Here is a 20,459-nt window from a genome sequence, read left to right as displayed (position 1 = left end):
CAGCTCCAGGGACGCATGGGGGGGCGAACCCACTCAAACGCGACGCCCTGGGCTCCGCAACCGGAACGGATACCCCTGAATCCCGGGCCACGACGGGGGTGCGGCCGGGCCGTGACGGGACCCCGGCGGGCCGCCGCCGGGCCGCGGGCGGCATCCCGACGAAGCCCGGGAGGGGCCGCCGACCACCTCACCGTTCCCCCTCGCCGTGGCGCCCGCGCCGACACGCCCGCCCACCCCGTACGGGCCGCAATCCCGGGCTCCGGCGCGCGCCCGTCGACGATGGCACCATGACGTCCGCGAACCCCCCGCACACCCCCGGCCCACAGGTCCGGGCCGGCAACCTCGTCCGGCGCCCCAAGCTGTGGCTCGTCCCCACCGTCCTGAGCTCCCTGGTCGCCCTGGGCCTCGCGTTCCTCTACATGGGCGGCATCCTCAACCCGAACGACAGCCTCCACCGACTGCCCATCGCCCTCGTCGACGCGGATCAGGGCCGCCCGCTGCCGGGGCAGAGCGAGAACCTGGGCCGGCAGATCACCGACGCCATCGCCGCCACCGGCTCCTCGAAGACCGACGTCGACTGGCAGCGGCTCGACCCCGCCCAGGCCCAGAACGCACTGGCCTCGGGGAAGGTCTACGGCGCCCTCGTCGTCCCGGAGGACTTCACCGCCTCCGTCGCGGCGCTGACCACGGAGCGGGCGAAGGTCCGGCCGACGCTCACCGTGCTCACCAACCCCGGGCTCGGCAGCCTGGGCTCGTCGATGGCGTCCCAGATCAACCAGGCCGCCGCCCACCAGGCCTCACTGACCCTCGGCAAGCAGCTCGCCGCCTCGCCCACCACCGCCTCCGCCGACTCCACGACCCGGCTGCTGCTGACCGACCCGGTGGGCGTCACCACCCGGGTCGGCCATCCGATCGGCCGGCACAGCGGCCTTGGCCTTTCGGCCTTCTACTACACGCTGCTCCTGGTCCTCGGCGGCTTCATCGGCGGCAACCTCGTCAACAGCGGCGTCGACACCGCACTCGGCTACGCGGACAGCGAGATCGGCCCCTGGCACTCCCGCCACCCCACGGTGCCGATCAGCCGCACCCAGACGCTCGTCCTCAAGATGCTCATGACGGCCGGCATCTCGGTCCTCACCACGACGCTCGTCATGGTGGCCACGATCGCGATCCTCGGCATGGACGCATCACACCTGCCGATGCTGTGGCTCTTCTCCTACTGCGCGACGACCGCCGTCGGTCTGGGCGTCCAGGCCATCAACGCCGCTTTCGGCGGCATCGGCCAGCTCGTCTCCATGTTCGTCTTCATCGCCCTGGCCCTCCCCTCCTCCGGGGCGACCGTGCCCCTGGAGGCCACCCCCGGCTTCTTCCGCTTCCTGAGCATCTTCGAGCCGATGCACCAGCTCAGCGCCGGGGTGCGGTCCATCCTCTACTTCGACGCCCGTGCGGACGCGGGGCTGGCGCGCGGCTGGATCATGATCGGCGTCGGCGTCGTCCTGGCCCTGGCCTTCGGACTCGCCATGACGCACTACTACGACCGCAGGGGCCTGCGCCGCCTCACCCCGCAGCCGGCCTGAGCAGATGTCCGGCCCCGCGTCCGCCCGATCCGGCTACCGCCAGTCCTCCCACGGCGGCTCTTCCGACTCGTCCATGTCGTAAGGCGGCTCTTCGTCGAACGAGAAGGAGTCAGGCCCGGGACCGGCATGGGCGGCGCTCGGGGCACTTGAAGTGCTCGGAGTGCTGGTCCCTGTGCCGGGGGCCTTGGCAGGAGCCTCGGCGGTGGCGGCCTTGGCGGTGGGCGCGACGGCCTTGCCGGCAGGAGCGGCGGCGGAAGAACCGCCCGCGCCCGCCCCGGCGCCGTGCTCCGCCAGCGCCTCCAGCACACCCTCGGCGTACTTCGTGAGCTTGGCCTCGCCCACGCCTCCGACGGTGCCCAGCTCCTCGACCGTGGCCGGGAGCAGCGTCGCGATCTCCCGCAGCGTCGCGTCATGGAAGACGACATACGCGGGCACGCCCTGCTCGCGGGCCGTCGCGGCCCGCCAGGCGCGGAGGGCCTCGAAGACCGGCACGGCGGCGGCGGGCAGGTCGACGGGCACGCGGGCGCCCTTGCCCGAGCGCGAACCGGACTCCTTGCGGGAGGCGGCGGCCGGAGCCTTCTCCTTCCGCATCGTGACGGTGCGGCGCCCGCCGAGCACCTCGCCGCTGCCCTCCGTGAGGACGAGCGTCCCGTAGTCGCCCTCCACCGTGAGGAGCCCGAGCGCGAGCAGCTGCCGGACGACACCGCGCCACTCGGCGGTCCCGAGGTCCGAGCCCACGCCGAAGACGGACAGCGCGTCGTGGTCGAACTGGATGACCTTGGCGGTCTTCTTGCCCTGGAGGATGTCGATGATCTGGCCGGCGCCGAACTTCTGGCGCCGTTCCTTGGCCAGCCGCCACACCGTGGACAGCAGCTTCTGCGCCGCGACCGTGCCGTCCCAGGACTCGGCCGGGGCGAGGCAGGCGTCGCAGTTGCCGCAGGGCTCGCCCGCCTGCCCGAAGTAGGCGAGCAGCCGCACACGGCGGCAGTCGACGGTCTCGCAGAGCGCGAGCATCGCGTCGAGGTGCATGCCCAGGGCCCGCCGGTGCTGCTCGTCGCCCTCGGACCCGTCGATCAGCTTGCGCTGCTGGACCACGTCCTGGAGGCCGTACGCCAGCCAGGCCGTCGCCGGTTCGCCGTCACGGCCGGCGCGACCGGTCTCCTGGTAGTAGCCCTCGACGGACTTCGGCAGGTCGAGATGGGCCACGAACCGCACGTCGGGCTTGTCGATGCCCATACCGAAGGCGATCGTCGCCACCACGACGACCCCGTCCTCCCGCAGGAAGCGGGCCTGGTTCGCCGCGCGCGTACGGGAGTCCATGCCTGCGTGGTACGGCACGGCGTCGATGCCGTTCTCCACGAGGAGCGCGGCGGTCTTCTCCACCGAGGACCGGGAGAGGCAGTACACGACTCCGGCGTCGCCCTGGTGCTCGGTGCGGATCAGTTCGAGCAGCTGCCTCTGCGGGTTATTCTTCGGGACGATCCGGTACTGGATGTTGGGCCGGTCGAATCCGGCGACGAAGTGCCGGGCCTCCTCAAGACCGAGCCGCGCGGCGATCTCCTTGTGGGTGGCCTCGGTGGCCGTCGCGGTCAGCGCGATGCGCGGCACCTTCGGCCAGCGCTCGTGCAGCATGGAGAGCGCCAGGTAGTCGGGCCGGAAGTCGTGGCCCCACTGGGCGACGCAGTGCGCCTCGTCGATCGCGAACAGCGACACCTTGCCGCGGTCGAGGAGCCGCTGCGTGCCCTCGGTCCGCAGCCGCTCGGGGGCCAGATAGAGCAGGTCGAGCTCGTCGGCGAGGAAGGCCTGCTCGACGGCCTGCCGCTCGTACGGGTCCTGCGTCGAGTTCAGGAATCCGGCCCGCACCCCGAGGGCCTTGAGCGCGTCCACCTGGTCCTGCATGAGGGCGATGAGCGGCGAGACCACCACACCGGTGCCGTCCCGGACCAGGGCCGGGATCTGGTAGCAGAGCGACTTGCCGCCACCGGTCGGCATCAGTACGAGGGCGTCGCCGCCGTCGACGACCTGCTCGATGATCTCCTGCTGCTCCCCTCGGAAGGAGCTGTAGCCGAAGACGCGGTGGAGCACCCGCGCTGCGTCGGAGATCTCGGCGGATTCGTCGGTGAGAACCATTCGTCAAGCCTATAGGCCTGGAAGGACACCCCGGCCGGGTCCGCCGCAACCTGTGGACAACCACCCGAGGCAACGCCCGGGGCGCGTACGACGTCTTTCAGGCCGGCACCACCGGGTGGGACCTCCCCGGCCGGGGGAACAGGACAGGACACACGATGAGCGACAAGGCCCGCACCCTCTTCGACGCGCTCGACCTCGACCGGGACGGCACCCTGACGCGTACCGAGGTCATCCTCGCGCTCCAGGCCAAGGGCCCGACGCTCGCGGCGCAGGGCGTGATCCCGCTCTGGGGCGTGGGGAACGCGGACGACGCCTCGGCCCTCTTCGACGAGGCGGACCTCAACGGCGACCGCGTGCTGAGCTTCGAGGAGTTCGCGGGCCTGGTGAACCGCCGCTTCGGCTGGTGACCCGGACCTCCGTACGACCGGCAGGGCGGCCCGCGCGCCGTGACGCGGTACCGCCCTGCCGTTGGCCGCCATGCGCTGCACCGCGCTGCTCGTGCTGCACCGGCTGCTCTGTACTGCCCGGGGCCGCCCCGTACCGATCAGGAGATCTCGGGGAGCACTCCGGCGACGGGCGCGGCCAGGTCGGTGAGCTGGCGGAGCTGGTTGAGGTCGTTCACGCGGTTGAGCCCGCCCAGCTGACCGGCGATCCCGGGGAACTGCTCGCGGGACTCGGCGGGAATCCCGGTGGTGGAGATGGCGTCGAGCTCGCTGATCGGGTTGATCGGCGGGCCGAGCGGGCTGGTGGTGGCGACGGCCTGGGCCGCGGAGGCGCCGAGGCAGGAGAAGGCGGCGGCCACGGCCAGTACGGAGGTGATGCGTCGGGTAGAAGTCACACCCTCACAACGGCCCGCCCCGCCGACGGACACGGCTCCCCACCCGTACGGGCCGCCCGCCGCATCCCTGACACGGCCGCCGCACCTCCCGTACGGGCCGATACACCTCCCTTACGGGCCGCCACCCATCCCCTACGGTCTCCTCCCGTACGAGAAGTCACACCTCCCGTACGGGGTGCTTGCTCAGGATCGAGACTCGGTTGAACGCGTTGATGGTGATCGCCACCCAGACCACCGCGGACAGCTCGTCGTCGTCCAGCACCTCGCGGGCCTCGTCGTAGGCCCGCTCCTGCGCACGGGCGTCGGCGGGGTCGGTGGTGGCCTCCGCCAGGGCGAGCGCCGCGCGCTCCCGGGGCGTGAACAGCTCGGTGTCCCGCCAGGCGGGAAGCACGCCGAGGCGGCGCGTCGTCTCGCCCGCGCGAAGCGCGGCCCTGGTGTGGACGTCGAGGCAGGAGGCGCAGCCGTTGATCTGTGACACCCGCAGGTTGACGAGTTCCACGAGGATGCGGTCGAGGCCGGCCTCCGCGGCCGTCGCGCGGACGGCGTCGGCCGTCCTGACGAGGGCCTGGTAGGCCGCCGGACTCTGCTTGTCGAGGTAGATCCGCCGGCCGCCAAGGGCCTGTGTCACGTCGCTCACGATGCGCTCCTTCGGCGAGCCCGTGCGCGTCACGGGTTCTGGAGCTATGATCACCCATAATTGTTGAAAGCGAAACTACATCGCACTGCGCGAGAGGGGTCGGGCATGCACGACACCGAGGTCGAGATCCTCACCGCCCGGGACGTACCGCTGGGCGGACCGCGCGCCATGACCGTACGACGCACCCTGCCCCAGCGGTCACGCACGCTGATCGGCGCCTGGTGCTTCGCCGATCACTACGGCCCCGACGAGGTCGCGGAGTCCGGCGGCATGGACGTCGCTCCCCACCCGCACACCGGTCTGCAGACGGTCAGCTGGCTGTTCAGCGGCGAGATCGAGCACCGCGACAGCCTGGGCAGTCACGCGATCGTACGGCCCGGCGAGCTGAACCTCATGACCGGCGGCCACGGCATCAGCCACACCGAGGTCTCCACCCCCGGCACCACCGTCCTGCACGGAGTGCAGCTCTGGGTGGCGCTGCCGGAGGAACACCGCCACACCGACCGCGACTTCCGGCACCACGCCCCGGAGCCGGTGCGCCTCGACGGCGCCGAACTCCGGGTGTTCCTCGGCACGCTGGCCGGCGACACCTCCCCGGTGCCCACCTTCACCCCGCTCCTCGGCGCCGAACTGCTCCTCGACGCGGGCGCCACGCTCACCCTCACCGTCGACGCGTCCTTCGAGCACGGCCTGCTCGTCGACGAGGGAACCGTCCTCGTCGACGGCGCACGGGTGCGTCCCGCCGAACTCGGCTACGTCGGCACCGGACACGAGACCCTGACCCTCACCAACGAGTCCGACCGCCGGGCGCGGGCCGTCCTGCTCGGCGGCACGCCCTTCGACGAACGGATCGTCATGTGGTGGAACTTCATCGGCCGCAGCCACCAGGACATCGTCGAGGCCAGGGACGCCTGGGAGCGGGCCTCCGAACGCTTCGGCCACGTCGACGGCTACCCGGGCGACCGCCTCCCCGCCCCGATCCTCCCGAACGCGGCCCTCACACCGCGCGGCAACCCGCCTCGCGGCTGACCCCGTAGCCCACTCCCTCTCCCCCCACCCCTCTCCCCCACCTCGACGAATCAACGAAAGGCCCGCCATGAGCGAGCAGGAGACCACCCCCCGGAACACCCCCGTCGTCCGGCACGTCGAGCCCCGGCACCGCTACGAGATCCTGGTCGAGGAGCAGCGCGCCGGCCTCACGGCGTACCGGGACCGCGACGACCGGCGCGTCTTCTTCCACACCGAGATCGACGACGCGTACGCGGGCCAGGGCCTCGCCTCGATCCTCGTCAAACAGGCCCTCACGGACGTACGCGCCTCCGGGATGCGGATCGTGCCCGTCTGCCCCTACGTGGCGAAGTTCCTGAAGAAGCACGAGGAGTTCGCGGACATCACGGACCCGGTGACCCCCGAGATCCTCCAGTGGCTGGAGGCCCGCCTGGCCCGTTGACCCCAGCCGCCACGGGAACCCCGACCGGCCCGGGGATCCGGGCCGGTCCCGTCCGTCCCGCCCCGGCGGAGTCGTACGCCGGGGTAGTGCGCCCACGCCCCGGACAACCCGCACCTGGCGGAGCAGTTGACCCGGCGGTCCGCCCAGGGGCCGACGTACCGGTACACCAACGTCGACAACCGGTGGCGGCCCTACCGTCCATGACGTCCTCCCCCGCCGTCCTGTCGGCGGGGACCGGGATAATGGGACCCCTCGGGCTCCCCGGACACACGGGGTCACGGCCCGGCCGACCGGGAGAGACGGACGAGGGATCGATGACACTCGAAGAGGGCCGGCGAGTGAGGCTGGCGACGGACCTCAGGCTGACCGGTGCGGTCACACGGGCCGACGGGTCCGCCACGGCCGCTGAGGCGGAGGCGGGTACGGGAGAGGCCGCCTTCGCCGGATTCCTGGCACTGGCGGCGGGCCTCGAAGGCACCGTCGAGCGCGTGGACACCCACGAGAGGCGGCAGAGCGACGCCGCCCGCGAGTACGAACGGCTCAAGTCCCTCCTGGACGGCTTCGGGCACCAGATGCCGCCGGAGAGCCGGAGCCGGCTGGAGGAGCAGATCGGCGCCCTGGAGCCCGAGTGGACCGCCTACCAGCGGGAACGGACCCGGGTGACCGTCCGCGTGCGCTTCGACAACGGATTCGTGCTCGACGAGGCCCCCGAGGACGCCTTCACCGAGTCCTGACCCCGTACGGCTCGGGCAGCGGCCAGGCGCCGGGGTAGGGCACGCGCAGTGTCTCGGGCGGGGTCGGGCTGTGGTCGGCGGCGGCATGGAACCGGCCGTCGCGCAGGACGGTCGCGCCGCTGGCGAGCATGCTCGTGACCAGGTCGGCGGCGAGCGCCTCGGGGCCGATGCCGAGGAGACGCGCGGCGTCGGTCAGCCAGGCGCGGGCGTGCAGATACGGCTCCACCTCGTCGGCCGGGATGCCGCCGCGGATCATCAGGGCGAACGCGAAGATGCGCCGGGCCCCGTACCGGACCGCCCCTTCGGGGTCGTCGACGAGACGCCGTCCCCGCCGCAGCGCCGCCGCGAGGGCCCTGGCCGGGTCTGCGGGGACCGGGCCGTGGGACGGCAGGATCACACGGGGTTCGAGGTCGGCGAGCCGCTGGAGCGAGGCGAGTGCGGTGGTGGCCACGTCGGGCCCGTCGAGGGCGAGGTCGACCCAGCCGACGTCGTAGTCCGAGAGCGCGTCCCCGACCACGAGGAGCCGCTCTTCGGGCTGCCACAGGGCGAGATGGCCCGGGGTGTGCCCCGGCGTGCGGACGACCTCCCAGTCCGTGTCGCCGAGCCGGAGGACCTGGCCGTCGTCGAGAGCCACGTCGACCGTGTACGGCGGTACGGGCTGGTCCAGGTACTCGGCGGAGCAACAGCCCGCGTCCCGGCGGGTGATGGCCTCCGCCTCGGGGGCCCCGGCGGCGATGGCGGCTCCGCCGGCCTGGAGGAGGGCGTTGCCGCCGACGTGGTCGGAGTGCCAGTGGGTGTTCACGACCAGATCGACCCGGCCGGTCCGCGCACGGACCCATGCGGCGGTCTCCTCGGCGTGACCGACGAACCCGCTGTCGATCAGGGCGGGTCGACGCCCGTACAACAGGATCGTGTTGGCGTTCGGGAAGGGCCGCTCCCACCAGGTCAGCCAGGACGGCAGTGCGGGACGGGGGTTCATCGGGGGCTCCTGATCACGAGGATCATCCTCGCACCGGGGGGCGGGGGACGGCCAGAGCGACCGCGACGGGGGCCCACCCGGTCGAGGGCGACGAGCACCGCGAGGACTCCGGCTCCAGGTCGGCCTGTTAGGCCCGCAACTGGCGCAGAATCCGGTAGTGGTTCCGGTACGGACCGGGTATCGCCGGCCAGACGACGAGGAGCCGCCGCCCGCCCTCACCGCCCCGGGGCTCCCGCCGAGCCTCGGCGACCGCCTGCCGCCGGACCTCCGCCCCCGGAGCCTCGTCGCGGCGCGGCCCGTCGAGGGCGTTCCGGCTCTCCTAGGGGGAGAGCCGTACGGGGTGCCGCCGACACACACAGTGAGCGCCGACCGCACGGAATCGCGATCCACCGCCGAACGCCGGCCCGGCATCCCCGGCCGGGCGGGCGGTCCGCCGGGGCGGCGAACTCCTTGTCGCCCTGCGTCCGGTGCCGTCCAGCCGGGCCGTCGCCTTCGCCACTCCTTCATGGAGGACCAGGAACCCGCACTTCCGGAAGGGCGGCCCACTTCACGAAGGGCCGGAGTCCGGCCACAGGAAACGACCGAGGGGCCGTTTCAGATCACTCTGAAACGGCCCCTCGAATTCCGACTTTCTCAAGTCGGGACGACAGGATTTGAACCTGCGACCCCTTGACCCCCAGTCAAGTGCGCTACCAAGCTGCGCCACGTCCCGGCGCCCGTCTGACCTGGGGTTTCCCCTGGCTGAACGCGCATGAGAACAGTACCGCACTTTCCCCGGTGGTCACGAACCCCTTTCCGGGTGCCTCGGACGCGAGGACACGCGTAGGGGTGCGCGTCACTCTCCGTAGCGCAACGGAGGCGCGGCGCATTGGACGGAGCGGCGACCGGCGGGCTTCCGGGATGAACCGTCTTGGGTACGGAAGGGGCCCCTGTGGCGAACAGGAGGTTTCGTGGGCATATGCCGGAGAGTCCTTTGCCGTTGGCATGTGGCAGAAAGAAGCCCAAGCGGAATCCCGGGCTCATCGACCCCAGCAGGGCGGGACCACCGGAAACACAGTCGCTCCCGATCGTCAACCGTTCGGGTTTCGGACAAATCTCGTGGCGATATTGCTCCCTCCTGGAAAGATCAACACCATGAAGTGTCGGCCTGTTCGGGACGGGACCACTGCCGATGCACCACCTGGCCGGACGACCGACCAGGCGTTTCGCAGGGGAGGAACTCGGATGGACGCCTACTTCAGCAGTCGGCTGCATCATCAGCTCAGGGAGACGGTCCGCGACTTCGCGGAGCGGGAGGTCCGGCCGCGGATAGCCGAGATGGAGGCGTCCCGGACGGTCCACCACGAGCTGTCCCGGCTGATCGCCGAACAGGGCTGGCTGGGCGCGACCATCAACCAGGAGTACGGCGGCATGGGCGCCGGGCATCTGGCGAAGACCATCATCATCGAGGAGCTGTCCCGGGTCAGCGGCGCCATGGGCGCCATGGTCCAGGCCTCCCAGCTGGGCACCGCCAAGATCGTCCACTTCGGCAGCGACGAGCAGCGCAAGACCTGGCTCCCGGCCATCGCCGCGGGCGAGTGCCTGCCGACCATCGCGGTCACCGAGCCCGAGTCCGGGGGGCACGTCCTCGGCATGACCGCCAGCGCGGTTCGGGACGGCGACGACTACATCCTCAACGGCAGCAAGGTCTTCGTCGGCAACAGCCATGTCGGCGATCTCCACGGCGTCGTGGTCAGGACCGGTCCCGGTTCGAAGGGACTCACCGCCTTCCTGGTCGAATCCGATCGCCCCGGTTTCAGGACCGGTCCGCAGCAGGAGGCCATGGGTCTCCACGGCTTCAGCTTCGGCGAGCTGATCTTCGAGAACTGCCGGATCCCGGCCGCCAACCGCCTGGGCGACGAGGGCGACGGACTCTCCGTCGCGTACTCCTCCAGCGTTCTGTACGGACGGGCCAACCTCACGGCCGTCTCGCTCGGCATCCACCAGGCGATCCTGGACGAGACCACCCGCTTCGCCTCCGAGCGCATCCGCTACGGCAAGCCGCTCCACGACCTCCCCACGGTCAAGCTGAAGCTGGGTCAGATGCAGTCCCGCCTCATGACCGCCCGGCTCTCCGCGTACCACGCCGTGCACCTGCTCGACCAGGGGCTCTCCTGCGACGCCGAGCTGATGAACGCCAAGCTCGTCAACGTCGAGTCGGCGATCGACTCCGGGCGCAACGCCATGGAGATCCACGCCGCCGCCGGCCTCTTCACCGACCGCGCCATCGAGCGCTACCTCCGGGACGCCCACCACATCTTCGCCCCGGCGGGCACCTCCGACATCCAGCTGTTGCGGCTGGCCGAGGTCGCCCTCGGCCAGGACAAGGGAAGCTGGTCGGAGCGGCTGTCCGAACTGGTCCGCACCCCGGACCCGGAGCCCGTCCACGCCTGACCTCGCACCCCGGATCCAGCACCCGTCCGCGCCCGACCGCGCCCCGGACCCGGCACCCGTCCGCGCCCGACCCCCCGCGCGTCGCGCCTCGACATGCCGGGAGCCCCGATACGGCCGATGCCGTACCGGGGCTCCCCGTGTCCCGGACGCCGAGGGTCAGAACATCCCGTCCTCGCGGCGGTTGATCTGCTCCATCAGCTCCGCCGCCATCGTCTTGATCGTCTCCAGTCCGGCGCGCCCCCACGGCCGTACGTCCGTGTCGACCACGCAGATGGTGCCGAGCGCGACGCCCGTACGGTCTATCAGCGGCGCCCCCATGTACGAGCGGATGCCGATCTCGTCCACGACCGGGTTCCCCGCGAAGCGCGGGTAGTCGCAGACGTCCTCCAGGACCAGCGCCTTCCGCCGCACGACCACGTGCGGGCAGTAGCCGTGGTCACGGGCCATGAACCGGCCGACACCACCGGCGCCGGCCGCGGCGGCACCGAGGTCGCTGCCGGAGTGGGTGCCCTCCGGGGTGTGCAGGCCGGCGAAGAACTGCCGGTTCTCGTCGATGAAGTTGACCATCGAGAACGGGGCACCGGTGACCTCGGCGAGGCGGTGGGCGAACTCGTCGAACGCCGGTTCCGGCCGCTCCCCGAGACCGAGTTCGCGCAGCCGCTGCACACGGGCGGGCGCGTCCTTGTCGACGGGCGTCAGCAGGAGGTGACCGGTCGGGTCGTACGTCATGGCGTGGCTCCGTAGCTCGGCGCGGCGGCCGGGAGGGTGGTGAGCAGATGCTGTACGAGTGTCAGCAGGGTGCGGATGCCGGAGCTGGAGATCCGGGCGTCGCAGAGGACGACCGGCACCTCCGGCTTGAGGTCGAGGGCAGACCGGATCTCGTCCGGTTCGTAGCGGTAGGAACCGTCGAACTCGTTGACCGCGACGACGAACTGGATGCCCCGCCGCTCGAAGAAGTCCACGGCGGAGAAGCACTCCTGGAGTCTGCGGGTGTCGGCGAGGACGACCGCTCCGAGCGCTCCCTCGGAGAGTTCGTCCCACATGAACCAGAAGCGCTCCTGGCCCGGGGTGCCGAAGAGGTAGAGGACGTGGCGGTCGTCGAGCGTGATGCGGCCGAAGTCCATCGCCACGGTCGTCGTGGTCTTGGACTCCACGCCCTCCAGGCTGTCGGTGGCGGCGCTGACCGAGGTCAGCAGCTCCTCGGTGCTCAGCGGTTCGATTTCGCTGACCGCGCCCACGAGGGTCGTCTTGCCCACGCCGAATCCGCCGGCCACCAGGATCTTGAGCGCGGTGGGAAAGGCGTCGGTCGTGGCACTGTCGTGGCGCTCAGAGCCGTTGTCGTAGGCCATCGAGCACTGCCTCCAGCAAGGAACGGTCGGTTGGGTAGGCGTGGAATCGGGGGGCGCGGGCGGTGATCGCCCCGCAGTCCACGAGGTCGGAGAGCAGGACCTTGGTGACCACGGCCGGAAGCCGTAAGTGCGCCGCGATCTCCGCCACCGAGGTGGGCCCGCCGCACAGCCCGAGGGCCAGGCTGTGCTCGGGACCCATGTGGGCCTGGGGTGACGAGCCGGTCGCCATCACCATGGACAGCAGGTCCAGGGCGGTGGTGGGCTGGGTCCGGCCACCACTGACCGTGTACGGGCGGATCAGCCGGCCGGCCGCGTCGTCGAGCCAGGGCCCATCCTGAGCGGACGTCACCTTCACCGGCCGCGGCCACCGACCGCGCCGGCCGCCTGCCGCGCCGGGGTGACCAGATACGGCCGGACGCTCTTGACGAGCATCGCCATCTCGTATCCGAGGACAGCCGCGTCGGCCTCGCGCCCCGCGAGGACCGCGAGGCAGGTGCCGGAGCCCGCCGTGGAGACGAACAGGAGGGTGGAGTCCAGCTCCACGACCACCTGCCGCACCTCGCCGCCGTCACCGAACCGGGCGCCCGCGCTGCGCCCGAGCGAGTACAGCCCGGAGGCGAGCGCCGCCATGTGGTCGGCGGCGTCGGGGTCGAGACCGTGCACGGACTTCACGAGGCCGTCGGAGGAGAGCAGAACCGCGTTGCGGGTGTACGGGACCCGCTGGACCAGGCCGCTCAACAGCCAGTCGAGATCCGAGGAATGGCCGGTCGGCACATTGCTCGCCATGGTGATCTACTCCTTGTGCGCGTCGCCTGGACGCAGCGATTCATGGGGGGCGGGCTGGGACTCGGCGAGACCGATGCCGCGTTGGAACGCGGCCATCAAGCCGGGGTCGTGCAGGGCGTGCTCCTCGGGCTTGCGGGCCACGGGTTCGTCGCGCAGCTGCGGGACGATGTGCTCCTGGGCGCGCCGCTTGGGGAGCAGCGGGCGGCCGTTGGACTCGGGCGCCGGGGGCAGCGGCGAGAGGAGCGAGGCGGGCGGACCCGAGCGGTCGGCGCCGGCGGGCTGTGCCGGTACGGCGGGCGCGTGGCCGGAATCGCCGTAGCCGTCGGTCGCGGACGCGTGGCCGGACTCCCGGTACCCGTCGGTCGCGGGCGCGTGGCCGTAGTCGTCGGTCGCGAGGGTGCGGCCGGACTCGCCGTAGCCGTGGGCCGCGGGGGCGTGGCCGTGCTCCCCGTATCCGCTCGGAGCGGACGTACGGTCCACGTCCCCGTAACCTCCCGTGGCGGACGTACGGTCCACGTCGCCGTACCCGCCGGCGACGGAGGTGCGCTCGGGGTCCCCGTAGCCGCCGGTGCCGGTGGTGCGGGTCGGGTCGCCGTACACGCCCGGCTGCGCGCCGCTCCCCGTACCCGTACCCGGGTAGGCGAGCGGGGCGGGGGTCTCCTCGTGGCGGGCGGCGGCCCGCTCCGGGGAGGGCGTGGACGGCGGTACGGGTGCCGTGCCGGCCGTGGGGCCCATGACCAGGGGCGCGGGCACCTGGGGGTGCGCCGGGGCCGTCACAGGCGTGGCGGGCGCGGGCCGCGAGGCCGTCGGGGGCTGCATCTGCACCTGGTTCGGCGGGACCGCCGAGGAACCGGCGGTCGCGGCGGCCTGGCGCTCGTGCTGGGCCAGCCCCTCCGGGTCGGCGCCGAGGAGGCCCTGCGGGAGGACCAGGACGGCCTGGACCCCGCCGTAGATGTTGGACTGGAGGCGTACGTTGATGCCGTGCCTGCGGGCCAGCGCCGAGACGACGAAGAGTCCGATGCGGCCGTCCTGGAGCAGGTGCGCGACGTTGACCTGGTCGGGGTCGGCGAGCAGGGCGTTCATCTTGTTCTGCTCGGTGACGGGCATGCCGAGACCGCGGTCCTCGACCTCGATCGCGAGTCCGGCCGTGACGTACTGCGCGCGGAGCAGCACCGTGGTGTGCGGCGCGGAGAACAGCGTGGCGTTCTCGACGAGTTCGGCGAGGAGGTGGATGACGTCGGCCACGGCGTGGCCCCGGAGCGTACCGTCGATCGGCGGTACGAGCTTCACGCGCGGGTACTGCTCGACCTCGGCGATCGAGGAGCGCAGCACCTCGGTCATGGTGACCGGGTTCGACCACTGGCGGCGGGAGATGGCGCCACCGAGGACGGCGAGGTTCTCGGCGTGGCGGCGGATGCGGGTGGCGAGGTGGTCGACGGTGAACAGGCCCTTGAGCAGGTCGGGGTCCTCGACCTCGTTCTCCAGCTCGTCGAGGAGCTGGATCTCGCGGTGGACGAGGGACTGCAGGCGCCGGGCGAGGTTGACGAAGACCTCGACCTTCTGTTCGTTTCCGACGCTGCTGGAGAGCTTCGACGCCTGCACGACGGCGGCCACGGCGGCCTCGTGAGAGCGCGTCAGTTCCTGGGAGAGCAGGTCGAACTCGTCGCCGCCGGAGCTCGTCGGCAGCGCGGGGCGGGGCGGGATGGCCTCCCCCGTGCGCAACTGTTCCAGAACCGTGCGCAGCTCGCCCTGTCCGACCGCGCTGGAGCGGCGCAGGGCGTTGCAGCGGTCGAGCACCGCCTTGGCGGCGCGGTCCGCGCCGAGCGCCGCGGCGGTCACGGAGGCGACCGTGAGGGCGGCGGCTCCGGTGAGCGCGGCCCAGAGGCCGGGGGTGGGGCTGGCGCCGGTGGAACGGATGGTGAAGAGGACGGCCGCCGCCCCGCCCAGTGCCACCGCGACGGCGGGGAGCACCGAGGTGCGGAGGAGTTGGGGCCGTATGCGGGCTTCCGCGGTGTGCGGCGCGGGGGGCTGTGCCGGGGGGGTGCTGGGGTTGCCGGGGGCGGAGCGGGCGCCTGACCGGCCGTGCCGCCCGCCCTCGCGTCGATCGGACCGCGAGGCGGGTGCGCGAAGTTGAGACATGAGTGTCCTTGGTACGTGCCCAGGAATCGGCGTTGCGGGGGTCGCTTATGTACTTCTTCGATGGGTGGAGACGGGGGGTGGAGACGGTGGTGGACGACGGCGGTGCGATGAGCCTACCGATGATCAGCAACCACACACTGTAGTCGTCAACCATTCATGTGCGGTGCGCAGTTGGCAAACTTACCCGTTGACCTGCCCGCTCCGGTATCGCCCCCCGTATGACCGGCCGAGAAGCATCGGCCGAAACTCGACGACGTGGCGCGGAAGACCCATTCGGGGACGGGAGCGGGCGGGAACGGAAGGGGGCGGAGGCGCCCTCACACCTCCGTCCTCTGCGGAAATCGCCCCCGACCGGAATCCCCCGGCAAGGGCGCGGACCCGACCGGCCCGCCCGCGCGCCAGGGTGTCCGCGCGGCCTCCGGCACCCCCGGCCCGCGTCGGTTCCGGGCCCCCCGGACGACCGGCCGATGCCTGCGTCGGCGTTCACTTCCGCGTCGACGCCACCGGCACCGGTGAGCGCACCGTCACTTTCGGTGACGAGGGGTTCGCTCCAGCCCCTCGCGGGGACTCGGGCGACCGGACGCCACCACGCGGTGTCGGGCACCCGCTCGGCACCCGGCTCGAAGGGCCGGCCGGGGATCGGCAGGGCGATCCGCTGGATGGCGCCCGCGGCGGCCTCCACCGCGCCCTCCCCCGGCTCGGCCCACGGGTGCGGGGCGAGGTTGAAGGTGCCCCAGTGGATCGGCAGCATCACACCGGCGGGGCCGCCGCCCTGGAGGTCCAGATGCGCCCGCATGCCCTCCGGGTGACGACGAGCATCGTGACCCACTCGACCAGAGCATGAGGGAGGTCGAGTGCGGCAGGACAGGGAACCAACAGGGCTCCTGTGCCGGTGGCTTGAGACGCCGAACGCCTCCCTCAACGGCACGGGGGCCTTGTGCGTTGTGGCCTTCATCTCGACCTCACCGGCGTCACCCGATCAGTGGCCACGCTGAAGACGCTCAGTGTTCTCGGCAGCTTGATGATCTACTGCTTAGCGTGACCGTGCGCGCGGATGCTTGGTTTGAAGGCTTTCGCCGGAGAGTAGTGGGACTGCGATGAGTGAACTGACCAAGCCCGAGATCCACCTTCCGGAGGGGGCCGCTCCCGACGAGCTGGCTGTTCGCGACCTCGTCGTCGGGGATGGGGTCGAGGCCAAGCCCGGGAGGGTTGTCCGGGTTCATTACGTCGGCGTCACCTTCGAGTCCGGGAAGGAGTTCGACTCCTCCTGGGACCGGGGGCAGCCGTTCAAGTTCGCGCTGGGCGGTGGCAGGGTCATCAAGGGCTGGGACCGCGGGATCAGGGGGATGAAGGTCGGTGGTCGGCGCGAGATCATCGTTCCTCCGCGTCTCGGGTACGGCAACCAGTCCCCCTCGTCGTTGATCCCTGCGGGCTCGACGCTCGTCTTCGTGGTGGACCTGCTCTCCGTCGCCGTCTGAGGGGCGCCGGCTCTGACGGGACGCGGGGGCGGTGGCCCTGTCGGCCACCGCCCCCGCGTCCGGGACTACCTGCGTCAGATGTGGACCTGGCTCGCCGGTACGCCGACGCCGGTGGCGATCACGCCCGCCGCCGTCCAGCCGCCACTGAGTGCCGCGCCGTTGTTCGTCCAGGCCTGGACCGAGCCGTCCGCGGCCACTGCCAGGTAGTCCGCCCGGCCGTCGCCGTTGGCCTCGGCGAAGACGGGCTGCGTCCCGACGGCTCCGAGCGCCGGGGCGTAGGCGCCGAGTGCCGTCCAGCCGCCGTTGCCGTTGCCGCCCTGGTTCAGCCAGGCCTTCGCCGACCCGTCCGACGCCAGCGCCACGTAGTCGGCGCGACCGTCCGCGTTCAGGTCCGCGAACCGGACCAGCGAACCGGTCGCACCCGTGCCGGAGGCGTACGTCCCCAGTGCCGTCCAGCCGCCGTTGCCGTTGCCGCCCTGGTTCAGCCACGCCTTGACCGACCCGTCGGCGGCGACCGTGAGGTAGTCCGCCCGGCCGTCCGCGTTCAGGTCCGCGAACCGGACCTGGTCGCCCGGCGAGCCGGTGCCCGAGGCGTACGTTCCCAGCTCCGCCCAGCCACCGCGCCCGACGCCGCCCTGGTTCAGCCACGCCTTGACCGACCCGTCGGCGGCGACCGTGAGATAGTCCGCCCGGCCGTCCGCGTTCAGGTCCGCGAACCGCACCTGCGAACCCGGGGCTCCGGTCGTCGTGGCGTACGTCCCCAGCGGTGTCCAGCTTCCCGGGGTGCCGTTGTTCAGCCAGGCCTGCACCGAGCCGTCCGCCGCGACCGTCAGGTAGTCGTCCCGGCGGTCGGCGTTGATGTCGGCGAAGCGCAGGTCCGCGACCGGCGCGCCGACGCCGGAGGCGAACGTGCCGACCGTCGTCCAGCCACCCCCGCCGACGCCGGTGCCGTCACCGCCCTTGTTCAGCCACGCCCGTACCGCACCGTTCGCCTCGACCACGACGTAGTCCGCGCGACGGTCGGCGTCGATGTCCGCGAATCGTACGGCCGAGCCGAGGGCATCGGTACCCGCGGCGATCTGGCCCGCGTCGGTCCAGCCGGCCGTGCCCGCACCCCCCTTGTTGAGCCACGCCCGCACGGCGCCCACGGCATCGACGGCGAGGTAGTCCGCGTACGCGTCGCCGTTGACGTCGGCCAGCCGGATCTGGTCTCCGGGTACTCCCACTCCGGAGGCGATCTGCCCGACGCCGGTCCAGCCGGCCGTGCCCGTACCGCCCTTGTTCAGCCACACCCGCAGGGCGCTGTTCGGGTCGACGACGACGTAGTCGGCGTACTTGTCGCCGTTGATGTCGGCGAAGCGGACCTCGCCGCCGGCCAGCGTCACCCCGGAGGCGATCTGCCCGGCGCTGGTCCAGCCCGCTGTTCCTGTGCCGCCCTTGTTCAGCCAGGCGCGCACGGCTCCGCCCGGGTCGACGACGAGGTAGTCGCTGTAGCGGTCGCCGTTGATGTCCGCGAAGCGGACCTGGCCGCCGTTCAGCGGGACGCCGGTGGCGATCAGGCCTGCTTCGGTCCAGCCCGCCGTGCCCGTACCGCCCTTGTTCAGCCACGCCCGCACGCCGCCCGCCGCGTCGACCGTGAGGTAGTCGGCGTAGCCGTCCGCGTTGACGTCGACCTGGTAGTCGCCGAGTCCGGCGCGCGGGGGCGCGGGGCGCACCGTCACGGTGTCGCTGATCCAGCCGGCGCGGGCGGCCGTGTCGATGCCTCCGGCGAAGGCGGTGGCCATCTTGGTGTAGCCGGTGTTGTTCGGGTGGAGCCGGTCGGAGATGTCGGCGTTGGTCAGCGCGCCCATGCTGACGAGCGTGACCTTGTCGCCCCGGTCCTGCCGGGCCTTGACGATTCCGGGGAGCTGCGCGTTGTACGCGTTGACGCGGGTCTGGACCGTCGGTGAGGTGGAGGGGACGAGCGTGGCCACGACGACGGTGGTCTGCGGGGACGCCGCGGTGATCTGGTCGATGAGGGCGGCGAGGCGGGCCGGGGCGGATGCGACGGCGTTGTCGCGGTCCATGTCGTTGGTGCCGATGTGCAGCAGGACGACATTGGGCTTGGCCGCCTCCAGCCAGCTGTCGACGTTCGCGGCGATGCCGTCGATGAGCCAGCCCGAATGACCCTCGTGGTCGATGTCCGGGAGCTGGCCTTCGCGTTGGGAGCCGACGAAGTCGAGAGTGTCGGCCCGGCCGGTCAGCATCGGCCAGAGCGGGGCCCGGTAGCCGGATCGGGTGGAGCTGCCGACCCCGAGCGTGATGGAGTCGCCGAGCGGCATCACGGACAGGCGCGGCACGTGCCAGTTCTCGCCCTGACTGTCGGGTGTGCCTCCGTAGCCGGGGGTGTCGGGGTGGTACGTGTACTGGTTCAGCGCCTCGACCGTCGCGCGTACGCCGCCCAGGTGGAAGTGGTCCACGGCGAGGAAGTTGGGCTTCTTGCGGGCGGCCGGCCGGCAGAACTTCTTCAGCCGCTCCAGCACCTGCTGGTTGTCCGAGGACGCGCGGGTCGTGAACGGCATGTCACGGAAGTGGTTCATCACGAACAGCCGGCGGAAGTGCTTCTCCTCCTTGGCCAGCGGTACGTCGTCCCAGCGTGTCCTGCAGGTCCAGTCCGGTGTGTCGGTGGTGCCGGATCCCAAGGACCAGTAGTTCTCGGCCGTCCAGTTGCGCTGGTACGCGAAGCCGACGTTGACGTTGGTGTCGGAGGGGAACAGATCCTCCTTGTTCCAGCTGTCGGAGAAGAGCAGCACGCGGTTGCCGGCGTCGATGAGCTGGGAGACCTTCGGCCAGCCCTTGTTCGCGACGTCCCAGCGGGGGTCGGCCGGGTTGAACAGCATGCCGGCCAGTTGGCCGCCGGGGGCCAGGTCGTCGCCGACCTCGTCGCGCAGGTCGGCGGGGTCGTCGACGTAGTCCTCGGTGAAGACCGTGACGATCTCCTTCTCGTTCCCGGGTGCCTTGAGGAAGTCCGCGATGTCGGTGAAGACGTCGGACATCGGCCGGCTGTCGAGCGCGCAGGGTCCGTGACACATCCGGACCCGGCCGTTGTACTTGTGGGCGTCGAGCATCAACCCCCGTACACCTTGGGCCAGTTGGTCACGGATCGGCATCCACTGGTTGGGCGGTAGGGACGTCCCGATCCCGCCCACGTCGGCGCTGTTGTAGAACGCGTTGTGGGCCGTCATGAACGTCATGTCGTCGAACGTGGGATCCGCCGGCATGGCGCGGGTCGTCGGCTCGTACGGCGTGACGTACCACTCCTGGCGGTTGCCCAGCACCTTGATCCTGGACAGGGTGACCTCGCGGCCCTTGTCCAGCGGGGTCTCCAGCCACTCGTCGGAGTGGCCGACCGGCTGGATCCGGTAGCGGTCGCCCTTCGCGGACGCGAAGTCCCAGTCGGTTCCCGCTGCGCCGCAGTCACGGAACGCGAGACGGGCGTTGCCCGCGGCGTCCGAGTCCCTGCTCATGCAGCCGCTCTTGGTACGGCTCTTGACCTTGTACGAGCCCCCCGCGGACGCCTCCAGGTACCACAGCTGGTTGTCCTGGTCGCCCTTCGGTTCGGTCGCGCGGAAGAGGAGGTCGGTGCCGGAGATCTGCAGCCCGGTGCCGCCCGCGTACCCGACGTTCTTGTCGTCGCCCGTGCCGTCGCCCTGGCTGTCGCCGACGCTCTGCAGCACGACCGTCGTCCCCACGGGTACCGCGGCCGCCGGAGGGGCGGCGGTGACGACCAGCGTGCCGGCGACGAGCGCCCCGGCCAGGGCGAGCCCGGTGACGTGCAGCGCGGCACGGAACCGGCCCCGCCGGGTTCCGTGATCCGGCGGCAGCGGCCCCGGTCGTCCGAGGGGGAGGGAGAGACGTCTCATCGAGAACCCTTTGCACTGTGGCGGCCG

At 71.6% G+C, this 20,459-nt stretch carries 17 protein-coding genes, 1 tRNA gene and 1 pseudogene; 7 read left to right on the top strand and 12 right to left on the bottom strand.

Annotation, left to right across the window (positions count from 1 at the left end; genetic code table 11):
* Positions 1-287: 287 nt before the first annotated feature.
* The gene (locus V4Y03_RS29345) at positions 288-1,577 is read left to right on the top strand and encodes a YhgE/Pip domain-containing protein (RefSeq protein ID WP_317876160.1); all 1,290 of its coding nucleotides are present in this window, start codon (positions 288-290) and stop codon (positions 1,575-1,577) included.
* 33 nt (positions 1,578-1,610) lie between these two features.
* Here the strand turns inward: V4Y03_RS29345 and recQ are convergent, their stop codons facing one another.
* A complete protein-coding gene (gene recQ, locus V4Y03_RS29340; RefSeq protein ID WP_332436870.1) occupies positions 1,611-3,707 on the bottom strand; it encodes a DNA helicase RecQ in 2,097 nt (698 codons plus the stop codon).
* A 155-nt stretch (positions 3,708-3,862) separates the two neighbouring features.
* Here recQ and V4Y03_RS29335 point away from each other — a divergent pair, with 155 nt between their 5' ends.
* The gene (locus V4Y03_RS29335; RefSeq protein WP_332436869.1) at positions 3,863-4,114 is read left to right on the top strand and encodes an EF-hand domain-containing protein; all 252 of its coding nucleotides are present in this window, start codon (positions 3,863-3,865) and stop codon (positions 4,112-4,114) included.
* Between the two features lie 137 nt (positions 4,115-4,251).
* Here V4Y03_RS29335 and V4Y03_RS29330 read toward each other — a convergent pair whose 3' ends face one another.
* Positions 4,252-4,545: a hypothetical protein gene (locus V4Y03_RS29330; protein WP_317876157.1), complete on the bottom strand. Its 294-nt coding sequence runs from the start codon at positions 4,543-4,545 to the stop codon at positions 4,252-4,254.
* 157 nt (positions 4,546-4,702) lie between these two features.
* Entirely contained in the window at positions 4,703-5,182 is a 480-nt protein-coding gene (locus V4Y03_RS29325; RefSeq protein WP_332436868.1) for a carboxymuconolactone decarboxylase family protein, read from the bottom strand.
* 105 nt (positions 5,183-5,287) lie between these two features.
* Between V4Y03_RS29325 and V4Y03_RS29320 the strand changes: the two genes are divergently transcribed.
* The 3 genes from V4Y03_RS29320 to V4Y03_RS29310 all read left to right on the top strand — a co-directional run bounded on the left by V4Y03_RS29320 (position 5,288) and on the right by V4Y03_RS29310 (position 7,366).
* Complete coding sequence (locus tag V4Y03_RS29320; protein WP_317876155.1) at positions 5,288-6,211, top strand: pirin family protein; 924 nt, start codon at positions 5,288-5,290, stop codon at positions 6,209-6,211.
* Between the two features lie 67 nt (positions 6,212-6,278).
* Positions 6,279-6,632 carry a GNAT family N-acetyltransferase gene (locus V4Y03_RS29315; RefSeq protein WP_332436867.1) on the top strand — a complete coding sequence of 118 codons (354 nt, stop codon included), beginning with the start codon at positions 6,279-6,281 and terminating at the stop codon, positions 6,630-6,632.
* A 314-nt stretch (positions 6,633-6,946) separates the two neighbouring features.
* Entirely contained in the window at positions 6,947-7,366 is a 420-nt protein-coding gene (locus tag V4Y03_RS29310; RefSeq protein WP_332436866.1) for a hypothetical protein, read from the top strand.
* On the opposite strand, the gene V4Y03_RS29305 is transcribed toward V4Y03_RS29310, so the two are convergent.
* Positions 7,353-8,345 carry an MBL fold metallo-hydrolase gene (locus V4Y03_RS29305; RefSeq protein ID WP_332436865.1) on the bottom strand — a complete coding sequence of 331 codons (993 nt, stop codon included), beginning with the start codon at positions 8,343-8,345 and terminating at the stop codon, positions 7,353-7,355. The genes V4Y03_RS29310 and V4Y03_RS29305 overlap by 14 nt on opposite strands.
* Before the next feature lie 638 nt (positions 8,346-8,983).
* Positions 8,984-9,057: transfer RNA gene (locus V4Y03_RS29300), tRNA-Pro, on the bottom strand.
* Between the two features lie 512 nt (positions 9,058-9,569).
* Between V4Y03_RS29300 and V4Y03_RS29295 the strand changes: the two genes are divergently transcribed.
* Positions 9,570-10,778 carry an acyl-CoA dehydrogenase family protein gene (locus V4Y03_RS29295; RefSeq protein ID WP_317876150.1) on the top strand — a complete coding sequence of 403 codons (1,209 nt, stop codon included), beginning with the start codon at positions 9,570-9,572 and terminating at the stop codon, positions 10,776-10,778.
* 156 nt (positions 10,779-10,934) lie between these two features.
* Here V4Y03_RS29295 and V4Y03_RS29290 read toward each other — a convergent pair whose 3' ends face one another.
* The 6 genes and pseudogenes from V4Y03_RS29290 to V4Y03_RS29260 all read right to left on the bottom strand — a co-directional run.
* Complete coding sequence (locus V4Y03_RS29290) at positions 10,935-11,507, bottom strand: GAF domain-containing protein (protein WP_317876149.1); 573 nt, start codon at positions 11,505-11,507, stop codon at positions 10,935-10,937.
* On the bottom strand, positions 11,504-12,127 hold the full coding sequence (locus V4Y03_RS29285) for a GTP-binding protein (protein ID WP_317876148.1): 624 nt from the start codon (positions 12,125-12,127) through the stop codon (positions 11,504-11,506). Before V4Y03_RS29285 ends, V4Y03_RS29290 begins: the two co-directional genes overlap by 4 nt.
* Positions 12,105-12,476, bottom strand: a complete 372-nt coding sequence (locus tag V4Y03_RS29280) for a DUF742 domain-containing protein (RefSeq protein WP_332436864.1) — start codon at positions 12,474-12,476, stop codon at positions 12,105-12,107. The genes V4Y03_RS29285 and V4Y03_RS29280 overlap by 23 nt, the downstream gene beginning before the upstream one ends.
* A 2-nt stretch (positions 12,477-12,478) precedes the next feature.
* Positions 12,479-12,913, bottom strand: a complete 435-nt coding sequence (locus V4Y03_RS29275) for a roadblock/LC7 domain-containing protein (protein WP_056562465.1) — start codon at positions 12,911-12,913, stop codon at positions 12,479-12,481.
* 6 nt (positions 12,914-12,919) lie between these two features.
* Positions 12,920-15,052, bottom strand: a complete 2,133-nt coding sequence (locus V4Y03_RS29270; RefSeq protein ID WP_332436863.1) for an ATP-binding protein — start codon at positions 15,050-15,052, stop codon at positions 12,920-12,922.
* 801 nt (positions 15,053-15,853) lie between these two features.
* Positions 15,854-15,928 (bottom strand): annotated as a pseudogene (locus V4Y03_RS29260) (IS5/IS1182 family transposase); the annotation flags it as partial.
* A gap of 221 nt (positions 15,929-16,149) precedes the next feature.
* Between V4Y03_RS29260 and V4Y03_RS29255 the strand changes: the two are divergent.
* Positions 16,150-16,530: an FKBP-type peptidyl-prolyl cis-trans isomerase gene (locus tag V4Y03_RS29255; protein WP_317877943.1), complete on the top strand. Its 381-nt coding sequence runs from the start codon at positions 16,150-16,152 to the stop codon at positions 16,528-16,530.
* 74 nt (positions 16,531-16,604) lie between these two features.
* On the opposite strand, the gene V4Y03_RS29250 is transcribed toward V4Y03_RS29255, so the two are convergent.
* Positions 16,605-20,432, bottom strand: a complete 3,828-nt coding sequence (locus tag V4Y03_RS29250) for an FG-GAP-like repeat-containing protein (RefSeq protein ID WP_332436862.1) — start codon at positions 20,430-20,432, stop codon at positions 16,605-16,607.
* Positions 20,433-20,459: the final 27 nt, after the last annotated feature.

It is taken from the genome of Streptomyces sp. P9-A4, from assembly GCF_036634195.1.
Lineage (GTDB): Bacteria > Actinomycetota > Actinomycetes > Streptomycetales > Streptomycetaceae > Streptomyces.
This window is presented reverse-complemented; position numbering and strand designations above follow the sequence as displayed.